This is a genomic window from Rhodothermales bacterium, from assembly GCA_041391505.1.
Classification (GTDB): domain Bacteria; phylum Bacteroidota; class Rhodothermia; order Rhodothermales; family JAHQVL01; genus JAWKNW01.
Map to the genome: position 1 here is coordinate 68012 of JAWKNW010000018.1, position 24643 is coordinate 92654.

The window sequence follows — 24643 nt, forward strand, 5'->3', positions numbered from 1 at the left end:
GCGGGCACGATAACCGCTATGCGCTGAGGAACGTTTCGCATGCCATCATTTCCAGCTTTACAAAACGACCTGTTGCTCAAGGCCGCCCGTCAGGAGGCCACCCCCCGCGCGCCGGTGTGGATGATGCGGCAGGCCGGACGCTACCTGCCCGAGTACCGCGCGCTCCGTTCCGAGGACGCGTTTTTTTCGCTCGTCCGCACCCCGGAGCTGGCGATGGAGGTCACGCTCCAGCCCCTCGAACGTTTCCCGCTCGATGCCGCCATCATCTTCTCGGATATCCTGGTGATTCCCCAGGCGATGGGGATGGACGTAGAGATGATCAAGGGCCGGGGGCCGGTATTCAAGGCTCCGCTGGCGTCCCCGTCCGACATGGCGCGGCTGCGGAGTCCGGATCTGCGCGCGGCGCTCGACTATGTTTTCGAGGCGCTCACGCTCACGCGCCACAAGCTGGCGGGGCGCGTGCCGCTGATCGGGTTCTGCGGCGCCCCGTGGACGCTGATGGCCTACATGATCGAGGGCAGCGGCAGCAAGACGTTTTCGCTGGCGAAGACGTGGCTCTTCAGACATCCCGATGAAAGCCGGGCGCTGTTGCAGGACATCACGGATCGGCTGGTCGAATACCTCTCGCTCCAGATCCAGGCCGGCGCGCAGCTGGTGCAGGTGTTCGACACCTGGGCGGGCTTGCTCAGCCCGGAGGCCTTCAACCGATTCTGCCTGCCCTATCTCGCGCAGATCGCCGAACGACTGAAAGCCCTCCACCCGGAGGTGCCGGCGACGGTGTTCGCCAAGGGCGCCCACTATGCCCTGGACGACCTCGCCGATACCGGCTACGACGTCATTGGGCTCGACTGGACGATGGACCCGCGGGCCGCACGCCGGGTGGTCGCAGGGCGCGCCGCGCTGCAGGGTAACCTCGACCCCTGTGTCCTTTATGCGGATCCGATGGCGATCCGCCGGGCCGTCCGCGACATGCTCGATGCGTTCGGGCCGAACGGCCACATCGCCAACCTGGGCCACGGCATGCATCCCGACCACGACCCCGCCCACGCCGCCGCATTCATCGAGGCGGTGCAGGAGATTTCCGCCGAGCAGGCGGCGTCACTTCAGGAGCACTAACTTCCGGCTGTAGGTGAAAGCGCCGGCCCGGATGCGGTAGACGTATACGCCGCCCGGGAGGTCGCCGGCATCGAACACGACCCGGTGTTGCCCCGCCGTGCGCGGTCCGTCGATCAAGCGCCCGACGCGTTGTCCGAGGAGATTGAACACGTCGAGCACCACGTCCGACGCCTCGGGCAGGGAGAAGGCGATGGTGGTGGTGGGATTAAACGGGTTCGGATAATTCTGCTCCAGCGCGAAGGAAGCCGGCAGCGCATCGCCCGAACGCATGACGGTCACCTGCGCATCGCTCAGCCCGCCGCGGCCGTCGGTGACCGTGTACGAAAACACATCCTCGCCTTCAAATTCAGGCCCAGGCGTGTAGATCGCCATCCGGCCGTTCACCAGCGCCACCGATCCGAAAGCGCCCTGGGTCACCGAAACGACGCGCAGGGAGTCGCCGTCCTCGTCGCGGTCGTTCGCCAGCAGGTCGATCTCGATGCGTTCGACATACGTCAGCGCCGCTACGTCGTCCTGCGCCTTCGGGGCGCTGTTGTTGGACGGGGAGAGGAGGAAGGCGCGTTTGACGCCGTTTCGCAAGCCGTAGCCGACGATCTGCGCCGCATTGTTGATGCCGAGGGCCTCGACGAGCGTCCACCCCGAGCCGGCGTCGATGAAGTCGTTGAGATCCACCGACACGCCGTTACGCCACAGGAACGCCCGCATCTCGCCGGCGGAAGCGACCGCCACGACCGGTTCGTTCGCGCCGCGCTTGCCGAGCGAATCGGCGGGCATGCCGGCCCCGGCGCGCAGCGCCTGCGCGGAGGCGACGGCCATCCGGGGCGCCGTCAACGGCTGGTTCTTGCCCGGAACGGCGGGGAGATACGCGCCCACGACCCACGTCGAGTTGTTGATGCCGTAGGCTTCGCTGAAGCTGCTCGCGGCGTCGTGGATCACCTGGAGGGCGCCGTTACGCTCCCAGAAGGCCGCCTTGACGGTGCCGTCGTCGATGCTGCCGACGACCTGGCCGCTTTCGTTGAGGGCATAGGCGCGACCCAGCGCGCCGGCGAGCGTCCGCGAGATGACGACGTCGTCCCAGATCACGGCGCTGGCGCCGGCGTAGCCCACCGCGAGGCCCCGTTCGCTGATGTCGAAGGCCTGGCTCTCCACGACCGAAGCCGTTTGCATCTCGTTCAATCGGCCGTCGCGCCACAGGAACGCCCGGAGGACCTCGGTCTGCGCCTTGGTGGAGGTCCCAACGACGAGTCCTTCGTTGTTGATGCCGTAGGCGAGGCTGGAGCGACCATCGAACGCGCCAAGGCGGGTGAGGCCCAGCGAGTCCCACCGGGCCGCCAGCAGCGCGCCGTTGAAGAGGTGCGCCCCGACGGCGGCGCCGAAGTCGTTCACGTCGTAGGCTGTGCTCATGCCCGTCGTTTCCAGCGTCTGCGACGACGAAAACGCCTGCGAAACGTTGCCCGGCAGCAGGGACGAGCCCACAACCTCCCCGATGTTGCTGATGCCGAACGCCGCGCTCACGTCGCTGCCGGCGAGGCCGAGGTCCACGATGTCAAACCGGCCGGCGAACACCGTGATGGTGACCGTCGCCCGGTCCGTCGCGCTGCTGTCGTCGACGACGGTATAGCTGAAAGTGGCCCTGCCGGTGTAGTCGGCCGGCGGGTTGTACAGGAAGGTGCCGTCCGCGCCGGGCTGCACCGTGCCCACGTTCGGGCTCGAGAAGCTCTGGATGATCAGGTCGTCGCCGTCGGGGTCGACGTCGTTGGCGAGGACGTTCACGAGCACCGGCTCGTTCTCGATCGTCGCGGCGATGTCGTCGACGGCGATCGGCGCGTCGTTGAGCGGGAGGACGGTGACCGTGACCGACGCCGTGCGGGTTTCGTCGTCGGCGCTCGTCGCGCGGAAGCTCAGGTTGGCGATGCCGTTCTGATTCGGGGCGTAGGCGATGGTGACGAGCCCGGAGAGGGAGTCGACCGCGACGTCGCTGAAGAGGGTGGCGGACGACGACGTGGCGAGCCGGTATGTGAGCACGCTGCCGGCCGGGAACTGGGGCGCGAAGGTGGGGCGAAGATCGAGGACCGTGTCGTCGGCGTCTTCCAGCACGACGACGTCCGGCAGGCTCAACGTGCCCGTCGGCGTGATCGTGATGAACACGGTGGCGGCATCGGAATCGTCGATGCCGTCGTTCGCGACGTACGTGAACGAGTCGCCGGTGGTCTGCGAATTGTTGTGCCGGTACGAGAACGAGCCGTCGGCGGTGAGGGAGAAGGCCGCCGCGTTGGTGGGCGGGTTCACGATGCGGGCGGTCAACGCGTCATCTTCGAGGTCGGAGTCGTTGGCGAGCACGCCGGTGGCCGCCGGCACCGTCAGCGTGGCGCCCTGGCGTACGATGTAGTTGTCGTCGCTCGCGTTGGGCTGCGTGTTGAACCGGTTGATGGTGATCTTGAAGGTCTGCGCCTCGCTCCGATCCACGCCGCCGTTCTCCGTCCCGCCGTTGTCTGCCAGGACGATCGACACGTTCGCCTCGCCGAAGACGTCATCCCCCTGGGCCGGCGCATAGGAGAGCGTCCCGTCCGGGCTGACATCGGGCAGCACGAGGAAGAGCGCGTCGTTGTCCGTCGTGAGAATGAAGTCCAGCGACTGTTCGGCCTCGTTGGCGGCGCCGGGGGTGATCTCCGTCGCCCAGCCGGGTACGCTCTGCAGCGAGGCATTCTGCGCCAGGGCCTGGTCGGGGCCGGCGACAAACGAAGGGGCGTCGTTGACAGCGTTCACCGTGAAGACCACATCTTCCTGCTTCCAGAGCCCGCCGGTATCGGTGGCGCGGATCCCGAGGCTGCCCGTCCCGAACGCATCCGGGGCGAACGTTATGGTGAGGATGGCCGGCGAACCGGCGATGGTCACGGAGGCGAAGAGCGCCTCATTCACATCGCCCTCGATGGAAAACACCAGCTGGTCGTCGGCGTCTTCCACGTCGCTGAAGATGTCGAACAGGTTGTAGGTGAGCGGGGCGGCGTCTTCCAGGACGGTGGCATCCGCGATGCCGATGGACGTCGGCGGGTCGTTGTCCGAGTTGATGGAGATGACGAAGGTATAGGCCGAGGTGCTGATCCCGCCGTTGGCCGTCCCGCCGTTGTCGGTCAGGTTGATCGTCACGTTGGCGACGCCGCCGGCGTTGGGGGCCGGCGTGAAGGCCAGCGCCCCGACGCCGTTCGCCACGGTCAGGATGGGCTGGACGGTGAACAGCGCGTTGTTGTCGTTCACCAGGCTGATGGACAGCGCCTGGCTCGCCTCATCGGGCGGACCCACGCTGATGGCGGTGGCCCAGCCTGGGATCGACTGCGGCCCCTCATCCTCGCCCAGGGTGATGTTGTCTCCGGGCACCATCGACGGAGGGTCGTTGACGGGGGTGACCGTCACGCTGAAGCTGGTCTGCACGAACAACGCGCCGGGGTCCGTGGCCCGGACGGTGAGGGTGGCGGAGCCGTTGGCGTTGGGCGCGTAGTTGAGCGTCAGGATCCCGGTATCGGCCGCGATGCCGACCGATTCGAAAAGCGCCGCGTTGGTGTTGTTCTCGATCGTGTAGGTCAGCGCGTCGTCGGCGTCGTCGGGGTCGTTGAAGCTGTTGTAGAGGGGGATCGCGGTGTCGATCGCATCCTCCAGAACCGTCACATTGCCGATGCCGGTGGTTTGCGGCGCGTCGTTGGTCTCCTTGATCGTGAAGGTGACGGTGGCGACGTTCGAGTTGCCGAATCCGTCGTTGGCGACGTAGGTGAGCCGGTCGACGGTGTTCTCCGAGCCGTCGTGGACATAGACGAACGAACCGTTCGTGTTGAAGGACCAGGTGGAGGCGAACTGCGGCGGCTGGATGACGGTCGCGGTGAGGGTGTTGCGATCGGCGTCGGTGTCGTTGTCGAGCACGCCGGGAGGGGACCCGCCGGCCGACGCGATGAGCGATTGCCCTTCGAGGACCGTGTAATTGTCGTCGACGGCGACCGGCAGGTCGTTAATGGCCGTCAACGAGATCGTGAACGTCTGCGCCGCGCTCTGGTCGACGCCGCCGTTTTGCACGCCCCCGTCGTCCTGCAAGACGACGGTGACGACGGCGGTGCCGCTGGCATCGGGCGCCGGCGTGTAGCTCAGGACGCCCGTGGGCGTGATGGCCGGCTGTACGCTGAAGAGGGTGGTGGACGGCGTGCTCACCTGGAAGGCGAGGACCTGCCCCGTCTCGTTGACCGGCCCGGCGGCGATGCCCGTGGCCCATCCGGGGACGACCTGCGCCGGCGAGTCCTCCGGCACGCTCAGGTTGGCGCCCTTCGTAAAGACCGGGGCGTCGTTGACGGCGGTGAGCGTCACGGTGAACTGGGCGTCGACGAAGAGGCCGCCCGTGTCGGTGGCGCGCACGATGAGGGCGGACGTTCCGAAGGCGTTCGGGGCATAGTCGAGCGTCAGCGTGCCGGCCACGCCGTCGATCGGCAGCGCGCTGAAGAGGATCGGATTTGAATTCGAGACGACCGAGTACACGAGCTGGTTGTCCGCATTTTCAGGATCCGAGAAGGCGGCGAAGAGATTGATCGCCCGGTTCGGCGCATCCTCGAGGTCGGTCACGTTCGCGATGCCGGTCGTCGTCGGCGGATCGTTCACATCGGACACATTGATGACGAATGTCTGCGGCGCGCTGGTGTCGACGCCGCCGTTGGCCGTGCCGCCGTTGTCGGCCAGCGTGACGGTGACGGTGGCGGAGCCGCTCGCGTTGTTGGCGAGGTTGAACGTCAGCGTCCCGGTCGAGGACACGGCCGGCTGCGCGGTGAAGAGCGCGTTGTTCGTGTTCGACGTCGAAAACGTGAGCGTCTGGCTGCTCTCGTTCGCCGGCCCCGCGCTGATGTTGGTCGCCCAGTTAGGGATGGATACCGGTGGGCCGCTCTCGGATACCGTCTGGTCCGGCCCCTTGACGAAGCTCGGGGCGTCGTTGACGGCGGTGACGGTGACGGTGAAGGCGGGCGTCGACGAAGGGCCGCCGGTGTCGGTGGCGCGGACGGTGGGGGTGCCGCTGCCGTTGGCGTCGGCGGCGTAGTCGAGCGTGAGGGTGCCGGCGGTGCCGTTGATCGCGGTGCTGGCGAAGAGGGCGGGGTTGGTGTTGGACTGGACGGTGTAGACGAGCGCGTTGTCCGGGTCCTCCGGCGTCGGCGAAGGCGGCGAAGAGATCGACCGTGCTGCTGGCGGCGTCCTCGAGGACGGTGACGCCGGCGATGCCGGAGGTGGTGGGCGCGTCGTTGGTGCCGGAGATGGTGATGGTGAAGGTCTGCGCCGGGCTGGTGTCGACGCCGCCGTTGGCCGTGCCGCCGTTGTCGGCCAGCGTGACGGTGACGGTGCTGACGCCGCTGGCGTTGGCCGCCGGCGTGAAGGTGAGCGTCCCGGCCGCGAGACGGCGGGCTGGACGCTGAACAGCGTGCTGTTCGTCGCCGAGGCGCTGAACGTCAGCGTCTGCGTGCTCTCATTCGCCGGCCCCGCGCTGAGGGCCGTCGCCCAGCTGGCGAAGGTCTGCGCGCCGGCGTCTTCGCCGATGCTGATGTCGCTGCCCTTGACGAAGCTCGGGGCGTCGTTGACGGCGGTGACGGTGACGGTGAAGGCGGCGTCGACGAAGAGGCCGCCGGTGTCGGTGGCGCGGACGGTGAGGGTGCCGGAGCCGTTGGCGTCGGCGGCATAGTCGAGCGTGAGGGTGCCGGCGGTGCCGTTGATCGCGGTGCTGGCGAAGAGGGCGGGGTTGGTGTTGGACTGGACGGTGTAGACGAGCGCGTTGTCCGGGTCCTCGGCGTCGGCGAAGGCGGCGAAGAGATCGACCGTGCTGCTGGCGGCGTCCTCGAGGACGGTGACGCCGGCGATGCCGGAGGTGGTGGGCGCGTCGTTGGTGCCGGAGATGGTGATGGTGAAGGTCTGCGCCGGGCTGGTGTCGACGCCGCCGTTGGCCGTGCCGCCGTTGTCGGCCAGCGTGACGGTGACGGTGCTGACGCCGCTGGCGTTGGCCGCCGGCGTGAAGCTGAGCGTCCCGGCCGCGGAGACGGCGGGCTGGACGCTGAACAGCGTGCTGTTCGTCGCCGAGGCGCTGAACGTCAGCGTCTGCGTGCTCTCATTCGCCGGCCCCGCGCTGAGGGCCGTCGCCCAGCTGGCGAAGGTCTGCGCGCCGGCGTCTTCGCCGATGCTGATGTCGCTGCCCTTGACGAAGCTCGGGGCGTCGTTGACGGCGGTGACGGTGACGGTAAACGGCGCATCCACAAACAGCCCGCCGGGATCCGTGGCGCGGACCGTCAGCGTGGCCGCACCGTTCAGATCCGCCGCATAGTCGAGTGTCAGCGTGCCGGACGTCTGATCGATGGCTACCGCCGAAAAAAGCGACGTGTTGGTGTTGGAGATGACGCTGAAGGTGAGCTCCGAGTCCGGATTGTCGGGGTCGTCGAAGGCGGCGAAGAGGTCGATGACCGTGTTCGAGGCGTCTTCCAGCACGGTGACATCGGCGATGCCGGAGGTCGTCGGCGGATCGGCCTGCGCCACGATCGTTATCGTGAACGTCTCTTCGTTGCTCGTGTTGAGGCCGCCGTTCGAGGTGTCCTCGTTGTCGGAGAGCGTCACGCCGATCGACGTGACGCCGCTGGCGTTGGGCGCCGGCGTGAACGTGAGGGTCCCGTCGGATGACAGCGCCGGCTGCACGGAAAACAGTGCCGGGTTGCCCACATTCAAGCTGAAGCTGAGGCTCTGCGCGGCTTCGTTGGCGGGGCCGGCCGTCAGCCCGGAAGCCCAGTTCGGAATCGACTGCGCGCCGGCGTCTTCGTTCACGCTCACGTTCCCTCCCGGCGTGAAGGCCGGCGGATCGTTGACCGGGGTGATCGTGACGCTGAAGCTGGTTTCGGCAAAGAGGCTTTCGGTATCCGTCGCCCGCACCGTCACGACGGCGACGCCGTTCGCGTCGGGCAGGTAGGACAGCGTAAGGATGCCCGTGGCGGGGTCGATGGCGGTCGTGAGCAGGCCATCCGCCGAGACGGACTCGATGGTATAGGTCATGGCCTCGTCCGGGTCCTCGGCGTCGTCGAAGGCGGCGAAGAGGTCGACCGCGGACGGGCCGGCGTCTTCCAGCACGGCGACGTCGGCGATGCCGGTCGTCGTCGGCGGGGCCAGGGCATCCGCGCGCACGGCGGCAGCCGCCATGCCGGCCGCCGGGCACAGCACCCCGAGCGCGATGCCGGCGAGCAAGCCGCTGAATCCGTATGTCGATGGACGTGAGAACATGAACGCGATCACAAATTACGGCTGCTGGGGGAGCACGGCGCAGGCGGGGCCGCTCGGTTGGCTTTCGTTGCCGGACGTATCCACCGCGTAAACACGGTACCACTGTCCGGGCAGGCCTTCCGCGTCGAGCCAGGTACGTTCGGTGAGGACTCCCTCGTGGATCTTTTCGAATACGCCGGTGGCCGATGCGGCGCGGTATACGTGGTAGCCGGCGAGGTCGAAGGCGACGACGGGCTCCCAGGCGAGCGTCACGCCGCCGTCTTCCAGCGGCTCGGCGCGCACGTTGCGCACCGAGCGCGGCGGGAGCGCGTCGCGCATGGCGATCTGCTGCCGTTCGGAGCGGGCGCTTTCGTTGCCCGCCGAATCGGCCGCGGTCACCCAGAACGTGTACGTCTGGCCGGCCTCGAGGTCGTAGGCTTCGTAGCGGCGCTGCCCGGGCGGAATCATCCGGGTTTCGACGCGGGCGTCGCCGTCTTTCTGGCGATAGAGGATATACGCCATCAGATCGGTGCTCGGAGAGGGATTCCAGGTCAGCGCCAGCCGGTCGGCCTGTTCGACGACCGCGTACAGCGCGCCCGGAGGCTCGGGCGCCGTGGCGTCCGGGATGCGGACGGTGATGACCGCCGGCGCGCTGAGGTTGCGGGCCGCATCCACGGCCATCATGCTATACCGGTACACGCCGCCTTCCCTGAACCCGTGCCCCGCTTCGCCGGCATCGACGAAACGCGGCTCGGTGAGATCGTCGACATGGAGCCTAAGATCGATATCGGGGGTCTCGTCGCCCATACGCCGGCGCAGCACGAGGTACGACGCCGCATCCGCGGCCGTCGGCTCCCAGGCCAGCCGCACGACGCCGGGCGCCTCGTACCGGGCCGTGAGGCCGGTGGGGGCGAGGGGCTCGGTGTCGTCGGCCACGAGGACCATGGCGGCATTGCTCAGCGGGCTCTCGTTGCCGCTGTCGTCAATGGCCGAGACCCGGTAGAAAAAGACCCCGCCCTGCGTCGTTCGCAGCGTATCGTTGAACACGGTCTCGCCGACGCCGAGCGGTTCGCCGGTGATGCGGCTGTAGCCGGCGTCGGACAGCACCTGTTCCGACCGGTACACCTGATAGCCGTGCACGTCTTCGTCGCCGCCGGGCGCCCAGGACACGCGGACGCGACCGCCGGACAGCGGCGTGGCCGTCACCTGGCTCACGACCTGGGGCGGACGGGCGTCGAGCACGTCGAACCGCAACTCGGCGCTCGGCGCGCCGGCCTGTCCGGTGAAGTCGACGCCCTGGACAAACAGCCGCTCGGTCTGGCCCGTGGTCGGCGCCTCGAAGGTGATCGCGTATTCGTAGACGGCATTGTTGCGCAGCACGATGGCGTCGTGCAGGCGCGCCGGCGCGTTCGTGGCGGGGTCGATCCGGAACGCCTCGAAGCGGACGAGCCGGTCGTCGGTCCGGAGGCTCGGCGGCACAAAGCGCCAGTAGAGGGTGATCGTCCGCCCGTCATTGACGGCGCGGAGGCCGATCGGCGGCTCGGGCCGGCTCGGCAGCAGCAGCAGCGTCTGTTCGAGCGTCAGCCCCGTCGGCTCGTCGCGGGCGTCGACAAATTCCATCCGGTAGCTGACGACCGTTTCGAGCGGGGCGGTGCGGTCGATGAACCGCCGCCCGAGGGCGTCGGCCGCTTCGGGGTAGATAAAGGTCAGCAGGTTGGCGATGCGGGTGTCGCTTCGGACCTTGGCGAGCGTGCTGTTGGCGTTGTCCTGGCCGGTGGCCGCCTCGATGTCGGTGTACAGCGTCCCGAGAAAGTCGCGCAGCTCGGCGCCCGAGCGCACGCTGCGGATCGGTGCGGCGTTCAGCCGCACGTACTCGCCATCCTCCGTATCGCGCCGGTAGAGGTTGAAGCCGTGTTCGATGGGCACGAGCGCCGTGTGGTAGATCTGCACGGATCGGTCGTCCTCGCGGACGGCGATGCGGAGTTCGCCCGCCGGCGCCGGCGTCTGCGCCGCGGCGGAGGCCGCCGTCAGGCCCAGCATCAGGAGGCTCAGCGCCATCCTGGTTGCGGCTTGCGTTATGGGTGCTCGGTGTGTGCTCACTGGCCTATCCCCGGGGTTTTGAACAGGACCGTCTTGCTGACGAGGGTCTGCAGGCCGGCGCCGTTCGTGGCGCGGACCTCGACCTTCAGCGTCCGGCCGCTCCGGATCGTCGGTTTTTCGACCGCATAAATCTGCCGCTCGAAACGGTCCTGCGGGACGGAGATCTCGAAGACGGGCTTCCAGTCCGCGAGAACGGTCTGGTCGACGTTGTCGAGGAAGCGGTATTCGACCTCATGGATCCGCGATTCGGGATCGGACAGCTCGTTCAGCACGAGCGCCATCTGGTCGGAGAAATAGTGCAGGGCGATTTCGAGGCTGGGCGGGGTGATGTCGCTTTCGATCACGACATCCACCCGCGAGGCGGTCGTCGTCACCAGGCCGGCGCTGTTCACCACGCGCACCTCGACGTCGGCCACCGTGCTCGATGCGAGAAACGGCAGGTCGGCATACAGCAGGGTGCCGGGGAAGCGTTCCTCGGTGGGCCGGGAAACGGAGGTCCAGGCCCCGGTCGCTTCCGTGGCGCCCGGGATGCGGATCCGGTACGCGACGTCCGTTATGGACGACTGCGCGTCGCCGGCCGGCCCGATCTGCAGCTCGAGGCTGTTCGGGTGCTGGGCGTCGTAGGCGTTGTGGTGCACCACCTGCAGCGCCGGCGTATCCGGCGGCGTGACATCCCCCGGAATCGCGATCGTGCCCTGGCGGTAGGCGAACAGGCCGGCGCCGTTCTGCGCCCTGAACTCGACGGTCACCTCGCGGGCGCCGTCGAACGGGAACGCGGTCCGCGGAATGGAAAACGGCGGGGTCGACGTGCGGAGCACGTTCGGCACCGGCAGGCGGGTCCAGTCGCGGAACACCGAGGAGTCGCCCGAGGCGTCGTAGATCCGGTAGTCGAGGCCGGCGATCAGCGACTCGGCGTCCCGGAATGCGCCGGGGGTGACGAGGAGGTACCCTTCGCCCTGCGTGTTGTCCACAAAAGCGAGGTCGATGCGCGGCATCTGCGGCGGCGTGGTGTCGATCTCGATCGCCACCCGGGTGGATGCGGTCGTTTCGAGGCCGGCGGCGTTCTCCGCGCGCACCTCCACGGATACCGTGCGGCTGCCGGCCAGGTTGGGAAGCGGGACGGAAAGGGTGCGGGCGCGCAGACGCGGCGCCTCGGGCTCATCCACCACGGTCCAGTCCTGGATCAGGCTCGTCGTGTCGCCCTCGAGGGCCACGCGGTACGCGATCCGGTCGATCGGCGACTCGGGGTCGGCGATGAGGCCGGGGACGATATCGATGCGGTCGGGCGCGTACGCGGGGCCGGCCGCGGCCGCCGCAAGGCCTTCGATCACCGGCGGCGTGCGGTCGCTGACGAGCGTGATGGGCGACTCGACGAGGCTTTCGAGCCCGATGCCGTTCCGCGTCCGGAGCTGGACGAGCAGCGGTCTGTTGGTCGACGCCGGCGGGACGGTCACGGTGGCCGGGGCCGGCGCGTAATGGCGCTCGTCCTGCTGGTTCGTCAGGGGTGTCCAGTCGGCCACCGGAGCCGTCGGCCGCTCGGGATCGATCAGGCGATAGGCCATTTCCTCGACGCCGGATTCCGGGTCCGTCGCCGACCCCGCGACGATCCGCAGGCGCGCCGGCGTATTGCGCTGCGGCGTATCGAGCTGGAAGACGGTCAGCGCCGGCGGGACCGGCGGCGTGTCGTCGGAGACCGGGGCGAGGGCCAGGCGGGTGGATGCGGTCGTCGTGCGGTCGGCCTCGTTCGTCAGGCGGACTTCCGCGACGGCCTGGGCCGGATAGGCGAGGTCCGGCAGGCCGATCTGGACCCGCTCGCCCGCGAAATAGACACCCGGTTTGATGTCCAGCTCGTACCAGGTCGTATCGGAGGGACGCACGGTCTGTTCGCCGGCGGCATCGGTCAGCGTGACCCGGTACGCGACGGAGGCGATCTCCGAGCGCGCGTCGTACGCGTCGCCGATGCCCAGTTCGAGGGTGTTGGTCAGGATGCGGTTGGCGGCGTCGTAGAAGAACAGGTCGAGGGCGGGCGCCGACGGGCGCGACGCCCGCAGGGCGCCGGCCCGCGGGATGCTCAGGATGGCGTGGCTCTGGAACGCCTGGCCCTGCCGGTTCTCGACGACCAGCTCGGCCAGGGCGGTCTCGATCCGCAGCGAGTCGGGGAGGGCGTGGACGCCCGTGCGGCCGGCGAAGCGCTCGCCGGCGGTGACGGGCACGTCCTGCCAGGGCACCAGTACCCGATCGGCGGCGTCGGCATCCCGAAGCCGGTACCGGATCGCGGACGGCGTCGCCATCGGGTTGGCGATGGGTTTCAGGACGATGTGTATCGCGCCGTCGTCGCCGGCGTCGCTGTAGAACAGGGTGACGTCGGGCGTGGCCGGCGCGGATGCGGCGGCGTCCAGCGCGATGCGCTGGCTCGATACGGCGCTCAGCCCCTGCCCGTTGGTGACGCGGACCTGCACCTCCGGCGCCCGGCTTGCGGGCAGCGTCGCGGGGTCGATTTCGATCGACGCGCCGGGGAACTGGTGCGAGGGGCTCGCGAAGTCGAACGCGCGCCAGTCGACCAGGACCGCCTGGCTGGCGGGGTCGACGAGCCGGTAGGAGGCCGCGGCGATGAAGGATTCCGGATCCTGGACGGGACCCACGTTCAGCGAGATCGCCTCCGGCTGCGCCTGCGTTTGATCGTTACGGATAGCGACTTCGACCGCCGGCGCCGGAGGCGCGGTGTCGTCCACGTCGAGCTGCAGGAAGGCGACCGACGTGCGGGACGTGACGCCGGCGCGGTTGATCGCCCGGGCCTCCACGATCACCGGCCGCCCGCTGTCGAAACGGGGCAGCGGCAGCGAGCGCTCGAGGCTCTCCAGATAGAAGGCCAGCTGATTCGGCGCGAGCAGCACGAAGTCGTCCCAGTCGTAGATGGGCCGGCCCGTCGCGCCGTCGAGCACCCGGAACAGCAGCCGGTCGATACCCGACTCCACGTCGTGGACGTCGTTCAGCAGGATGTGGAGCTGACTCGGCTGCCCGGGCGTGTAGAACCCGCTGTGCGCGAGCGTCAGCTGCGGCTCGCTCGGCGCCGTCGCGTCGCGGCCGGGGATCTGGATGGTGCGGCGCGCGATGGTCTGGAGGCCGGCGCCGTTCGTAACCCGGAAGATGGCATTCAGGTTATAGCCGCGCGGCCGGTAGGCATCCTCCGCCAGCGGCAGGTATTCCGTGCGGGCGCCCAGGTCGCGCTGGGACTGCCGCAGCGTCGTCAACGGCTCCCAGTCGGCCTCCGCCAGATTCGTCTCAAGCCCTTCCACGAGCACGTATTCGACGCGCTGGATGCCCGACTCGGCGTCCTGGAGCGCCTCGAATTCCACCAGCAGGCTGTTCGGGTTTTCGAGGCTGAACGGGTTGAAGTAGGTAAGCGACCGGAGCGCCGCCACGGGCGGGGTGTCGTCGAGGCTGAGGCGCAGCGAGGCGCTGCTCTCGGAACGCAGGCCGGCGCCGTTTTCGGCGCGGGTCTGGACCCGGATGGCGAGGTTGCGTTCCTGCACCGGGAGGCCGGTTTCGATCCGCCGGCCCGGGAAATCCGGCGTCGTGGTGACCACCTGCGTCCAGTCCTGCAGGACGTCGTTCGCATCCTGCTCGTTCACGATGCGGTAGGCCAGCGAGGCGATGCCGGACTCGGGGTCGCGCAGGGCGTCGATCGTGAAGGCGAGGGTGTTGGGCTCGTCGCTGAAGTAGGCGGAATAGGTGAGTTCGGCGATGGCGGGCGCGGGCGGCGGGGTGTCGTCCTGGGGCACCAGCAGCGAGTCCGGGCGGGGCGCCGGCACCTGTGCCGCGGGGTCGACGGGCACGGTGAACCGTCCCGAGCGGGATGCGGTGAGGCCGCCGGCGCCGCGGACGCGCACCGTCACGTCGTACGTCTGGTTGCGGTTCGCCACATCGCGTTTGATGGCGGTATAGGAATAGGCCGGCAGCGAGGCCACGCTGGCGAAGACGGCCGCCGTATCGGATGCCGCGGTGATCGCCACGCTCGTTTCGGCCACCTCGATCGGGTGGCTTGCGCTCCACGAGATGGTCGACGTCGCCGTATAGCCCGTCGTGTCGATGCCGATCTTCAGTGCATCGAGCGTGGGCGGGATGAGGTCTTCCGCGAGGATGCGGTAGTTGCCCCGGTAGGGGAGGAACTGGAACGCGAGGTTGACGGCCTCCGGATCGAGCTGGCGCATCGACGAGCGCCAGTTCTTGTACTCTTCCGCCATGCCGTAGAGGGTCGTGGTCATGGCCGTTTGCATGTCGTACATCGGGTCCAGCGCGCGGGTGTAGGCGCTGTAGGCTCCGGCGATGGAGTCGCGCAGGAGTTCGTAGCGGCCGGCGCGCTCGCTCGCGATGGCGCCCAGGGTATCCGCCGCCGCCGCGAGGGCGGCCGCCGGCGCGTCGAACCAGAGCCATTTTCCCGTGGATCGATACAGCCCCTTGAGGGCTTCGGCGTCGGCCTGCGTCACCCGCTGGCGGAAGGCGGCCTCGTCCGTGACGATCTCGTTCTCCCACCCCGCGGCTCCGGCGATGTCCCGAATGCGCGCGATGCGGCCGAGGATCGTGCTACGCATGACCTCCGGCTTGTCGTCCACCGCGTTGAGCTGGTCGTCGAGGCTCCGGTCGATCTGGCGTTCCTGGGCGGCCAGCCACTGCCGGCGCCCGGACGCCCACTCCCGGAGCGACCACTCGGCGTCGGTCTGCCGGCCGTAGTAGGCGCCGACGGCCTCCATGGCCCGCGCATAGCTCATCGGCTGGTCGGGCGACCGCGCGATCTTGAGGTTCACGAGGTTCATCTCGAGCCCGCCGACGGCGCGGAGGAATTGGATGTCCAGCGCCTCGTTGCGCTGCTTGAAGTCGAGCAGGTTCGCGGTCTGCAGCCGCTGGATGTTCGGGTCGATTTCGAAGCGGCCCGTGCCGGTGGGGGACGCGTTCGGCCACGTGGCGTCGATCAGCGGCGACGCCTTGAGATCTTCCGGGATATCGACCTGGTCGGAGAGCCAGAGGACGCTGCGCGGGGCGAGGCCGCCCAGCGTGAAGAGGTCGGATTCGGCGGTCCGTTCGGCGGTCTCTACGGCCTCCGTCATGGCGCGCCAGGCGTCGGCGGCCTCGGTCGTGGTGGCCGGCACGCCCTGCGCCGCCGTCTGCGCGGGGCGCGCGGGATCCGCATAGAGGCCCTCGGCGAGATCGGCGAGCGTCTCGGGCAGTTTGCCATCGACTTTCTCGGCATCGAGCAGGGCATCGCCAAAGCCGCGCAGCGCGTCGTCGGGGCGAGCGAGCACGGTGGGGAGGGCCGGCGCGAAGCGGTCGGTGGTGGCCAGTTTGAGGACGCGGACGGCCTCCTGCAGCCGCGCAGAGGCGTCGGCGGCGAGCGTGGGCATCGAGGCGCTGTGCTGGCGCGCTTCCGTCACCATCCGGCGGAACGTCATGTTGCGCGCGTCGCCGGCATAATATCCGCCTTCCTGGATCGAAAGCCAGGGGTCGAGCGGGCCGGTGTAGACGAACGGGACGTCGACGAACACATTGGCGGCGGCGTAGAGGAGCCGCTCGTCGCGGTCGTTGAGCAACGTGCCCGTCAGCCGGTTGCGTCCCAGATGGATGCCCGGCATCAGCGACAGGTCGCTCTCGAACGCGGCATAGCCGCCCGGGCTGTTCTGGCCGCGCTCGTACCAGAGATGGATATGCGCCGGCTGCGAGACGGCGAGACCGCCGGTGGCGACCGGCAGTTTTTCCTCCAGGTCCAGCAGGATGCCGTCAGGGCCGGCCTGGTACCGACCGGGCAGCGACAGCGCGTCGTTCAGGACGAAGTCGCCGTACCCGAACGCCGACCAGCCGAGATCGGCCGAGGCCCTGAACCCGGTAGGTACGATGCCGCCGAGAACGGACGTGAAGTTCAGCGTCAGCGCCCCCGTGCCTTCCAGCGTTGCGCCGAGGGTGTCGCGCTGCGTCAGGGCCAGGAAGAGGCCGGCCTCCAGCTCGCGGTCGCGCTGGAGGAGCGTGCCGTTGAGGTCCAGATGCGTAAACGGCCGCCCGAGGGTCAGGAGCCCCCGGCCCGTGATGCCGCTCGCGCTGTCGGCCGGGAGGATGGCGGCGTCGACCGGGAGGTAGAGGGCCAGGTCCGGCGCGTTCGCCGCCGGCCAGCCGGCCGGGTTGTTCGGCTGGAAATTTCCGTTATGGCGTTCGTTCAGGACCAGCGACACCAGCTCCAGATCCGCCGGCTCGGGGCGATAGAAGAGGCCGCCGCCGGCCGTGGTGACGCGGGCGAGGCCCGGTATCCAGGCGAGCTGTTTTTCGGAAGGGGAGAAGAGCAGCGCCAGGCTGGGCCGGCCCTGCCGCGAGCGCACATGGCCCGTCGTCGTCAGCGGGGTCTGCCGCAGGAACGTTGCGCCGTCGATGTCGAGCGTGAGCGGCTCGTCGGCGGAGCGCACATCGGCGACGAGACGGGCGTCCGGCGTGAAGGGCATTTCGAGGCGGTCGATGCGCAGCCCGAGGTCGCCCTCCACGGTCTGGTAGGCGGCCACGCCGTGTGCGACGCCGGCGAACCAGCCGTCGGCGAGGGTGACCCGGAGCGTGTCGCCGCAGGCGGCGCCGAAACGCACGTAGGCCTGCACGGGCAACGGCGTTTCCGCCTCGGCGCCGATCGTGCCGTCCGGTAGGATGAGCACCTGTTCGTTCTCCAGCATGACCTGCTGGAACGTGGTCCGGCGCTGGTCGAGCAGGACGCAGCCGGTCTGGATGGCCAGCATGTCGCCGAAGCTGAGCGTGGCGGCGCCGTCGGCGCGGCCGGCTTCCTGGAGGCCGTCGGGGCCGACGGTCATGTCGCGCAGGGCGAAGTCGCCCGTCATCCCCGGCGTCTTCAGCCGCACGTGGCCGGCCAGCGCGACTGTCGGCGAGGAGGCATCCGGCAGGGATACGGTCTCCACCCGGAAATCGAACAGGGCGTTGCCGACGATAAGCGGCGAGGCGCCGGAGCCGGCCTGGAACGCCGTCAGATACCGCACGGGCGCGCCGGCACCGACGACGATGCCGGGCTGGCGCTCGAGATCCGACGCGCGCCCGAAGGCGACGGCCGGCAGGGTCGAGACGTCGGTCCGCGCGATGCGGGTGCTGTCGCCGGCCTCCACGCCGGAACTGGTGCGCAGGAAGAGCCGCGCGGCGGCGCGGAGGCGCGCGTCCGTCGGCCGCCACGGATTGAAGTCGAGATCGGCCGCCTCGTACTGGAAGATGGCAGCATCGCCGAAGGCCATCTGGAACGCCGGCTTGTCCGCCTGCTGCAGCGTCGCGCCGCCGAAGTCGACCGGCGTAGCCTCGAGGGCGCCGTCGACGCCCACCCGGTAGGTCGCGCGCCCCGACGGAAACAGCGCGGCGGTGGACGGCGCGACGGTCGTGGCGGCCGGACGGCCCCGACCCAGTGCGGCGACGCTCCCGGGCGCCTGGGCGCGCAGCGTCCCGACGCGTTCGGAGGGCGCCGGCAGGTCGATCGGGCCGGCCATGGTCAGGGCCAGACCCTGGTCTGCGAGGGCCACCGAGAGGGAATCCAGCCGGAACACGCCGGGGATGACGTCCACCGTCTGGCCTGCGCCGAGGAGCGAGAGTGCGGTGCCGGTCTGGACGCCGGCGCCGATGCCGGCCTGGCCGAGGGCGACGGCCCCATCCAGCCCGATTTCCATCCCCCGGAACGCCGCCGTGCGGTTCTGGAGGAGGGGCGACGTGTAGGCCCCGTCGAGGGAGGCGACGAGTGCGGCGCGGGCCTCGTCGTAGCGCCATTCGAGCCGGCCGATCTGCATCCCGAGCAGGTTTTCGATCAGCGCCGGACGCTCGACGCCGGAGTAGGGCCGGCCGAGATAGACGCCCGCGGGGCCGATTTCGACGGCCAGACCCAGGCTGAAGGTCTCGCCCAGTCGGGCGGGAAGCTGAACGACGCCGGCGAGGCTCAGCACCGGCAGCGGGTTGGCCTGGAGCCGGTTCGCCAGCATCGGGTCGAGCAGGAAGGTGCCGGCGCCCAGGGCAAACGCGCGTGGCGCGGATTCGCGCGTTGTCACGCCATACGTCCAGCCGGTTTCCGCGTCGTCATAGCGGGCCGTGAAGCGGAGTCCCTGCGTGGCGGTGGAATCGGACTGGAGCAGGGCCGAGGCCATCGACCCTTCAAAGGTGACCGTTGGCGTCTCGTCTTCCAGTTGAAGCACCAGCGATTCCGCCGCGAGGCGGAGGAGATCGTCGTACCACGAGCGCGGCGCGGCGGAGACGGCGGCGAGCGACCGGTCGTCGCCGAGCAGGAGCCGGGCGTCGACGCTCGTCAGGGAATCGGTCGCGAGCAGCGGTGGTAGCGCGGCGCGGACGTCGAGCGTCGTCGAAAAGCGGCGAGTGGCTTCCGAATAGGTTGCCGCGATGCGGACGACCTCCAGCGGCTGCAGCGAAGTGGCCAGCGGCTCGGTCTCTCCGGTGATCGCGCCGGCGAGGACGTCGAACGCGTCATTCACCGTGATCTCGCCGCGGACCGGCATCGTGAAGCGGACGGGCTGCGTGACGAGCAGCCGGGCCTCGCTGCCGGCGGTGAGGACGGTCTGCCCGCGCGTCGAACGCGTAACGGTGAACGCCGGGTCGCCGGCGGCGCCGCGGAGCAGCAGGTAGCCGCTCAGTCCGGGCAGGGCGATCCGGTCCGGCAGATCGGCGGGCTCCATCGCGCGTCCGATCGAAAAACCGGTTTCGTCGAACGTGCCGATCCGCGCGTTCTCCGCGATGAAATCGGCGCGTCCGGTGTTGGCCACGGCCGGCCGGGCGCCCAGTTTGAACGTATCGCCGAAGGCGAAGCGCGCCGGGGTGTCGTCCGAGAGCCGGCGGGCGGCGAGGGTGCTGTCGGCGAAGAAGGTGAGTCCCTTGGCATCGAGGCGCGCCTCGTCGACGTCGACCGCGAACAGCGGGCTGGCCGTCGGGTACGCCCACTCGAAGGCGTCGAGGCGCGCGGAGCCTTCCACGACATGCCCATCGGCGAGGTCGACGGTGATCGTGCCCGTGGCCGGGGCGGTCGTGCCTTGCAGGGGTTGGCGCACGCCCGTGACGTTGCCCTCGATCCAGGTGACCAGCGCGTCGCGGTCGTAGCGGATCTGCACGCGGGCCGAGTCGAACGCCAGGGCGATGGGGCCGGCCGGGACGGGGCCGCACGGCTGCATCGGCGCGGTGCCTCCGGTCCACCCCGAGCGGCTGGACCATTGCAGCGTCGCGGGATACGGGGCGCAGCGGGCGCCGGCGGCATCGGTCAGCGCGGCGTGGGCGAGGTCGCCATCGAACAGCAGCTCAAAGCCCTGCGCGGATCCGTCCGCGAAGAAGCGGCCGGCGATGCGCCGCGCGTCCATCCGGAGCGGGGCGCCGAGGTCGAGGCGGGCGGGCGTGCGATCGAGGGGATACGGGATGAGGGATCCGTTCAGGAAGCCGCCGTCGAGGCGGGCATCCTGCAGCGTGAGCGGGAGGCCGGCGATGGCGGCCGTCTGCGCGCCGCCGGTGGGGCGCACGTCCACGTCGAGCCGGACATCCAGCGGCGAGGTGGCCTCCGCAAGCCGCGTCGACGGGATCCGCAGCGCCAGCAGGGCGAGGTCGAAGCCGCCCAGTGCGATGGTCTGCCGCCCGAGTCCGGGCGTGGCGTCGTTGACATCCTGCGGAGGCAGGTTGAGGCCGTTTTCCCGCAGCTCTACGCCCTGGAGCGGGGCGGAGAGCGTGTCGGATCCCACCCGGAAGCGAAGGCCGGCGTCGAGCGCCGCCATGAACCGGGGCGCCTGGCCATCGGCAAACGAAAGCCAGAGCGCGTCGATGCCGTTGACGTCGAGCGCATGCGCGCCGAGCTGGATCGGATGATGGCCCGCGGCGGGCTCGAAACGCGAGAGGGCGACATCGGTCGCGCCGGCGTACGTGAACCCGATCGCCGCACTGGCGGCCACCGAGTCCGCCGCCATCACCCGGAATGCCCCGTCGACGGCCAGGTCGAACACCCGCGTGTCGCCCCCGAGGAGCGGGAGACGGACGTCGCCGCGCACCTCCTCGATGGCCAGCCGGGCCCAGCCCGCCTCGTCCAGCGCGATCGTGCCTGACACCGTTTCGGGGGCCACGCGGCCGGTCAGCACGCCGTGGGGATCGACGGAGAACGTCACCGCTTTGCCCCCCGCGACCGGTTTGCCGAACACCGTCAGGGCGCCCGTCAACCCGATTTGCGGGGCGCCGTCCCGGACGGCGATGGCGATGCTCGCGGGCGCCAGCGGCACGCCGACGGGGTCGAGCGTGAAGGGCTCGGCCGTGTCGGGAATCGCGATGTCGACCGATCCGCCGGCCATCAGTCCAGTGCCGGACTGTATCGTCACCGACTGCAGCGTGGCGTCGAAGCGGGGCGCCTGGCCCTGCGTACGGCCGCGGAAGACGGGGAAAACGGCCTCGAGGCGCGTGCCGGCGCGCGGAGTGAGTTTCAGCAGCCCGTTGGCCTGCGGTTCGGCATCGACGACGGGGATGCCGTTGCGTTTGAGCGGCACGTAGGCGAGGCGCTCCTGTCCAACGACGAGCCGGTCAGGGATCTGGGCGATGACGGGGTCGCTGCGATCGATCACATGGAAGCCGGCGGGGTCCGCGTAGGCGCGGGCGATGCCCTCGGCCGCGAAATCGATGCGGCCCCGTGTGACCGCGAACGGCTTGAGCGTCAGGGCGATGTCGCCGGAGTAGGTCGCCGTCCACGCGCTGCCGTCGAGTCCGGTGTAGGCGACGCGCGCGGGGCTCGTCCCGTCCGGATGCAGCCCGTCGCGATCGATGCGCAGCCCGCTGTTCCATTCGAGGAGCAGGGCGTCGTCGCCCGTGAGCACGCTGCCCGGGGCGACGAACGCATAGCCGCTGAAGGCGTCCGTCAACGGGTTCAGCGACACCTCGATCGCCAGCGGTTCATCGATAAACAGCTGGCCCTCGATGATCGACTGGGTCTCGACATCGACGAGCACGCCCTCGAACCGCGCCTCGGTCGGCACGCCGTTCAACTCGATCGGGAGCGGGCCGTCGAGAAACAGCTCCGTCTGATCGGGGTCGATTTCCTGCGGGTTGGCGAGGGTGTGGACGATAAAGGGGGTGTTGACCGGATAATTCCACGAGGCCACCATCCCGCCGAGGCCTTCCACGCCGACGGTGAAGGTATAAAATTCCGTCTCGCCGGCCTCCAGGACGGGCATCAGGTCCGCCGCGTCGCGGGCGCGGACCTGCCAGGCGTAGGTGTGATCCTTTTCAAGCGGGAGCCGATCGGCCGTGTAGACGAAGGCCGTCTGCCCGAGCAGGGTCTGGCGCACGAGCTCCCGGTTGCTTTCGAGGGCCTGGAACGGCGCCTGTCCGGGCAGGACCTCCACGATCAGCAGTTCGTACTCGAACAGGCTGCCGGCCGGAGCGCCTACGATCGGCGCCCAGGAAAATACCGGAAACTGGCTGGTCAGGACCGATTGATCGAACGGCGCGAGGAGCATCGGCGGCTCGGCGTAGCGGACCTCAAACACGGCCGTGCCCGGCACGCTGGGCAGGAGGAGATCCGCCTCCTCGGGGACGGCCTCGATCGTGAGGGCATAGGTCCCTTCGGGCAGCAGGCCGGTCGATCCGGTCTTCGCATCCAGCAGGTTGACCAGTTCGCCGTACGAGATCGGGAAGAGGACGGCCGGCTCGTCGTCGAGCCGGCGGTACGTATGGATGCCGGGCTCGTAGGTATTCGCTTCGGAGGTGAGATCCAGCACGGTTTCCCCGTCGCGGTCGAGCGTCAGGTGGAGGCGGAAGCGGCGCGGCTGCCGGCTCGGGCTGATATAGACGATCTGCACCACATAACGACCCTGCTCGATCTGCTGGTCGATGTCGGCGATATACGGCGATTCCAGGATGGGCGGGATGCCGGTCACGATGACCTGCACGGTGCCCTGGCCCATCGACGGCAGGACCCAGCCGGCCGCGAGGACGAGCATCAGGGCACGCCGCAACCAGCGGGACAAAAGGCTATGTGTGCATCGCGCGCGCATCGTGCGGTCGTTCGTCGGGTTCAGGGCGCTGGCGCCGGTTAAAATTTGTGTTCGAAGCGGAGGGTCGACTGGATCTCCTGGAAATTCCCGCGCAGGGGCTGGCTGGTCGCAAAGCCACGCACGTTGAGGCGCAGCACGTCGCGGCCCGTCACCCGATAGGTGCCGGTGAGCGTGAGCGCGTATTGCCGGGAAGTTTCGCGGTTGGCCAGGGTGTTCTCGGCCGTTTCGACGTCGAAGGGCTGGTTGAACGTCAGGCTGGTGCTGGATACGCTGGCGTTGACGCCGGCGTTGAGCTTGCCCTTCATCAGGCCGGCGTTGACGCCGGCGTTGAGGCTGAGCGCCCGCACGTCTGTATAGGGCGCCTTGCTCGTGATGAGGCTCAGCCCGCTGTTCACGGAAAGTCCGGATGGCAGGATGACGGCGTGCGACAGCGTCGAGGTGACGTTGTCGAACTGGACGGCGCGGCGATCCACGCCGGGGTCGCGCTCGGTCTTGTCCGCCAGCTTCTGCACGGCGAGCGTGAGGGAGATGCGGTGCGTCAGCTGCTCGATCGGCAGCGTGAGCACGGGCGAGATCAGCAGGGTCTGCGAGACGAGCCGCTGCCGGAGGAACTGGCTGGCCGGGTCGTCGAATACGGGATTGTTGGCGTTGGCCATCCAGAGGTAGGCGGCGTTGACGAACAGGGCTTCGCTGACCTGGGCCTGGGTGGACAGGTTGATCTGATTCCGGTTGAGTGTCGCGTTCCGGGTGCGGCTCAGGTTGTTGCGGCGCGAGGTGACGTCGAGCGCGAGCTGGACGCGCCGGTCGAGCAGGCGGGCCTGGGGTTGGAAACGCACAACGGACTGGTCGCTGCGCGTATAGGGCCGGCCGAGGGATACGAAGCCGGGCTGGACGCGCTCGTACGAGGCCAGCACGGTGACCTGGTCGAAGATGGACGTGTCCGCGAAATCGGTGTGCGTGTACCGCGTCTCGATATGGCTGGCGACGTCGAATCGGCTCCCCACGCGCGGCGTAAAAAAGCCCAGCATCGCGGGGGTGTCGCCTTCATCGGTTCGGGCGGCGCGGGTGTCCTGCGAAAATGCGGAAGCCGTGAGCTCGCCGCTCACGGCAAGTCGCCGTTCGAGAAGATACACGCTGAATTCCGGCGTGAAGCTGACGTTTTCGACGGGCGCGGCCCGGATGCCGGCGCCGCCCGTGTCGGGGGCGTCGCGCGCGATGAGGCTGATCAGGTGCAGGTGAGTCCGGTTCTCCTGTCCCACGCCCACGCGCGCGGAGAACAGGGTACGGTCGTAGGCCGGCCTTCGGATGGCCGCCCCGATCCCCGTGTCGATGGCGCGGCGGGAGCGGCCGGCGAGGAGCGAGACGACGAAGCGCTCGGGCCGGTAGTCGAGGTACGCGCCGCGCACCGTGGCGCCGTTCAAGCTATAGCGGGAGAACGTCGGGTTGATGTCGCCGAGCGTGGCCTTGAACTGCGCGCTGCCGGCGGAGAGGGCGAACCGGTTGAGCGACTGGCGGAGGCGGTCGTCTTCCGTGGACAGGTAGAAGTCGAGGCCGTAGTTGACATTCGCCGTCGCCGCGGTGGCGGCGCCGAAGAACGCGCCGCTGTTGGAGGGCCGGCGGGCCGGGATGCCGCTGACGCTGTAGGCCTCGGTGCTCACGCCGATCGACCCCCCCAGCGCGAGCGGGCCGAGGCTGGTCGCCGGCGGTCGCGTCTGGGCATCCGCCGTTCCCCTCCCGCAAGCCACGAGCAGGAGCAGTGCGAAGGTCAATATCTTGGGTACGATATCGTAGGACCGGTCGGGACGCAACGTGCTGATAAGACGTTAGGGTGTGGCTGCGCGGAAGTCCGCGGGACAGTAAGAAGCTGCGGGTCCTGGACGGAAAAGCAAGAGTGGGTCGCTGAATGAACCCGGGGCTGCCTGCAAGCCAGCGCCGATCGACCGGATCGGGACGTGGAGATTGCCTGTCGGGAAACCCGGCCTGACGGGACCTGGAGGCGAATGTGCGTCGAAGCGGGAGCCGCGGGATGCTTTCCTGCCGAGGACACAACGATAAGCGCATCCCGAGCAGACTCATTCAGTCTTATGCGCATGGTATCCTGCGCCTTTGGCGCAAAGGGAAACGGCCGATCGCCTCGGCGC

At 69.2% G+C, this 24643-nt stretch carries 5 protein-coding genes; 1 reads left to right on the forward strand and 4 read right to left on the reverse strand.

Annotated features, from left to right (window positions below):
* The first annotated feature begins 39 nt into the window (after window positions 1-39).
* Window positions 40-1116, forward strand: coding sequence for a uroporphyrinogen decarboxylase (gene hemE, locus R2834_16470; protein ID MEZ4701929.1), 1077 nt, complete (start codon window positions 40-42; stop codon window positions 1114-1116).
* Here the strand turns inward: hemE and R2834_16475 are convergent.
* The 4 genes from R2834_16475 to R2834_16490 form a co-directional block, all read right to left on the reverse strand.
* The gene (locus R2834_16475) at window positions 1099-8388 is read right to left on the reverse strand and encodes an Ig-like domain-containing protein (GenBank protein ID MEZ4701930.1); all 7290 of its coding nucleotides are present in this window, start codon (window positions 8386-8388) and stop codon (window positions 1099-1101) included. The two genes, hemE and R2834_16475, sit on opposite strands and share 18 nt — an antisense overlap.
* A gap of 15 nt (window positions 8389-8403) precedes the next feature.
* Entirely contained in the window at window positions 8404-10425 is a 2022-nt protein-coding gene (locus R2834_16480; GenBank protein MEZ4701931.1) for a fibronectin type III domain-containing protein, read from the reverse strand.
* Between the two features lie 38 nt (window positions 10426-10463).
* A complete protein-coding gene (locus R2834_16485) occupies window positions 10464-22475 on the reverse strand; it encodes a hypothetical protein (protein ID MEZ4701932.1) in 12012 nt (4003 codons plus the stop codon).
* A 65-nt stretch (window positions 22476-22540) separates the two neighbouring features.
* Window positions 22541-24271, reverse strand: a complete 1731-nt coding sequence (locus R2834_16490; protein ID MEZ4701933.1) for a hypothetical protein — start codon at window positions 24269-24271, stop codon at window positions 22541-22543.
* Window positions 24272-24643 lie beyond the last annotated feature (372 nt).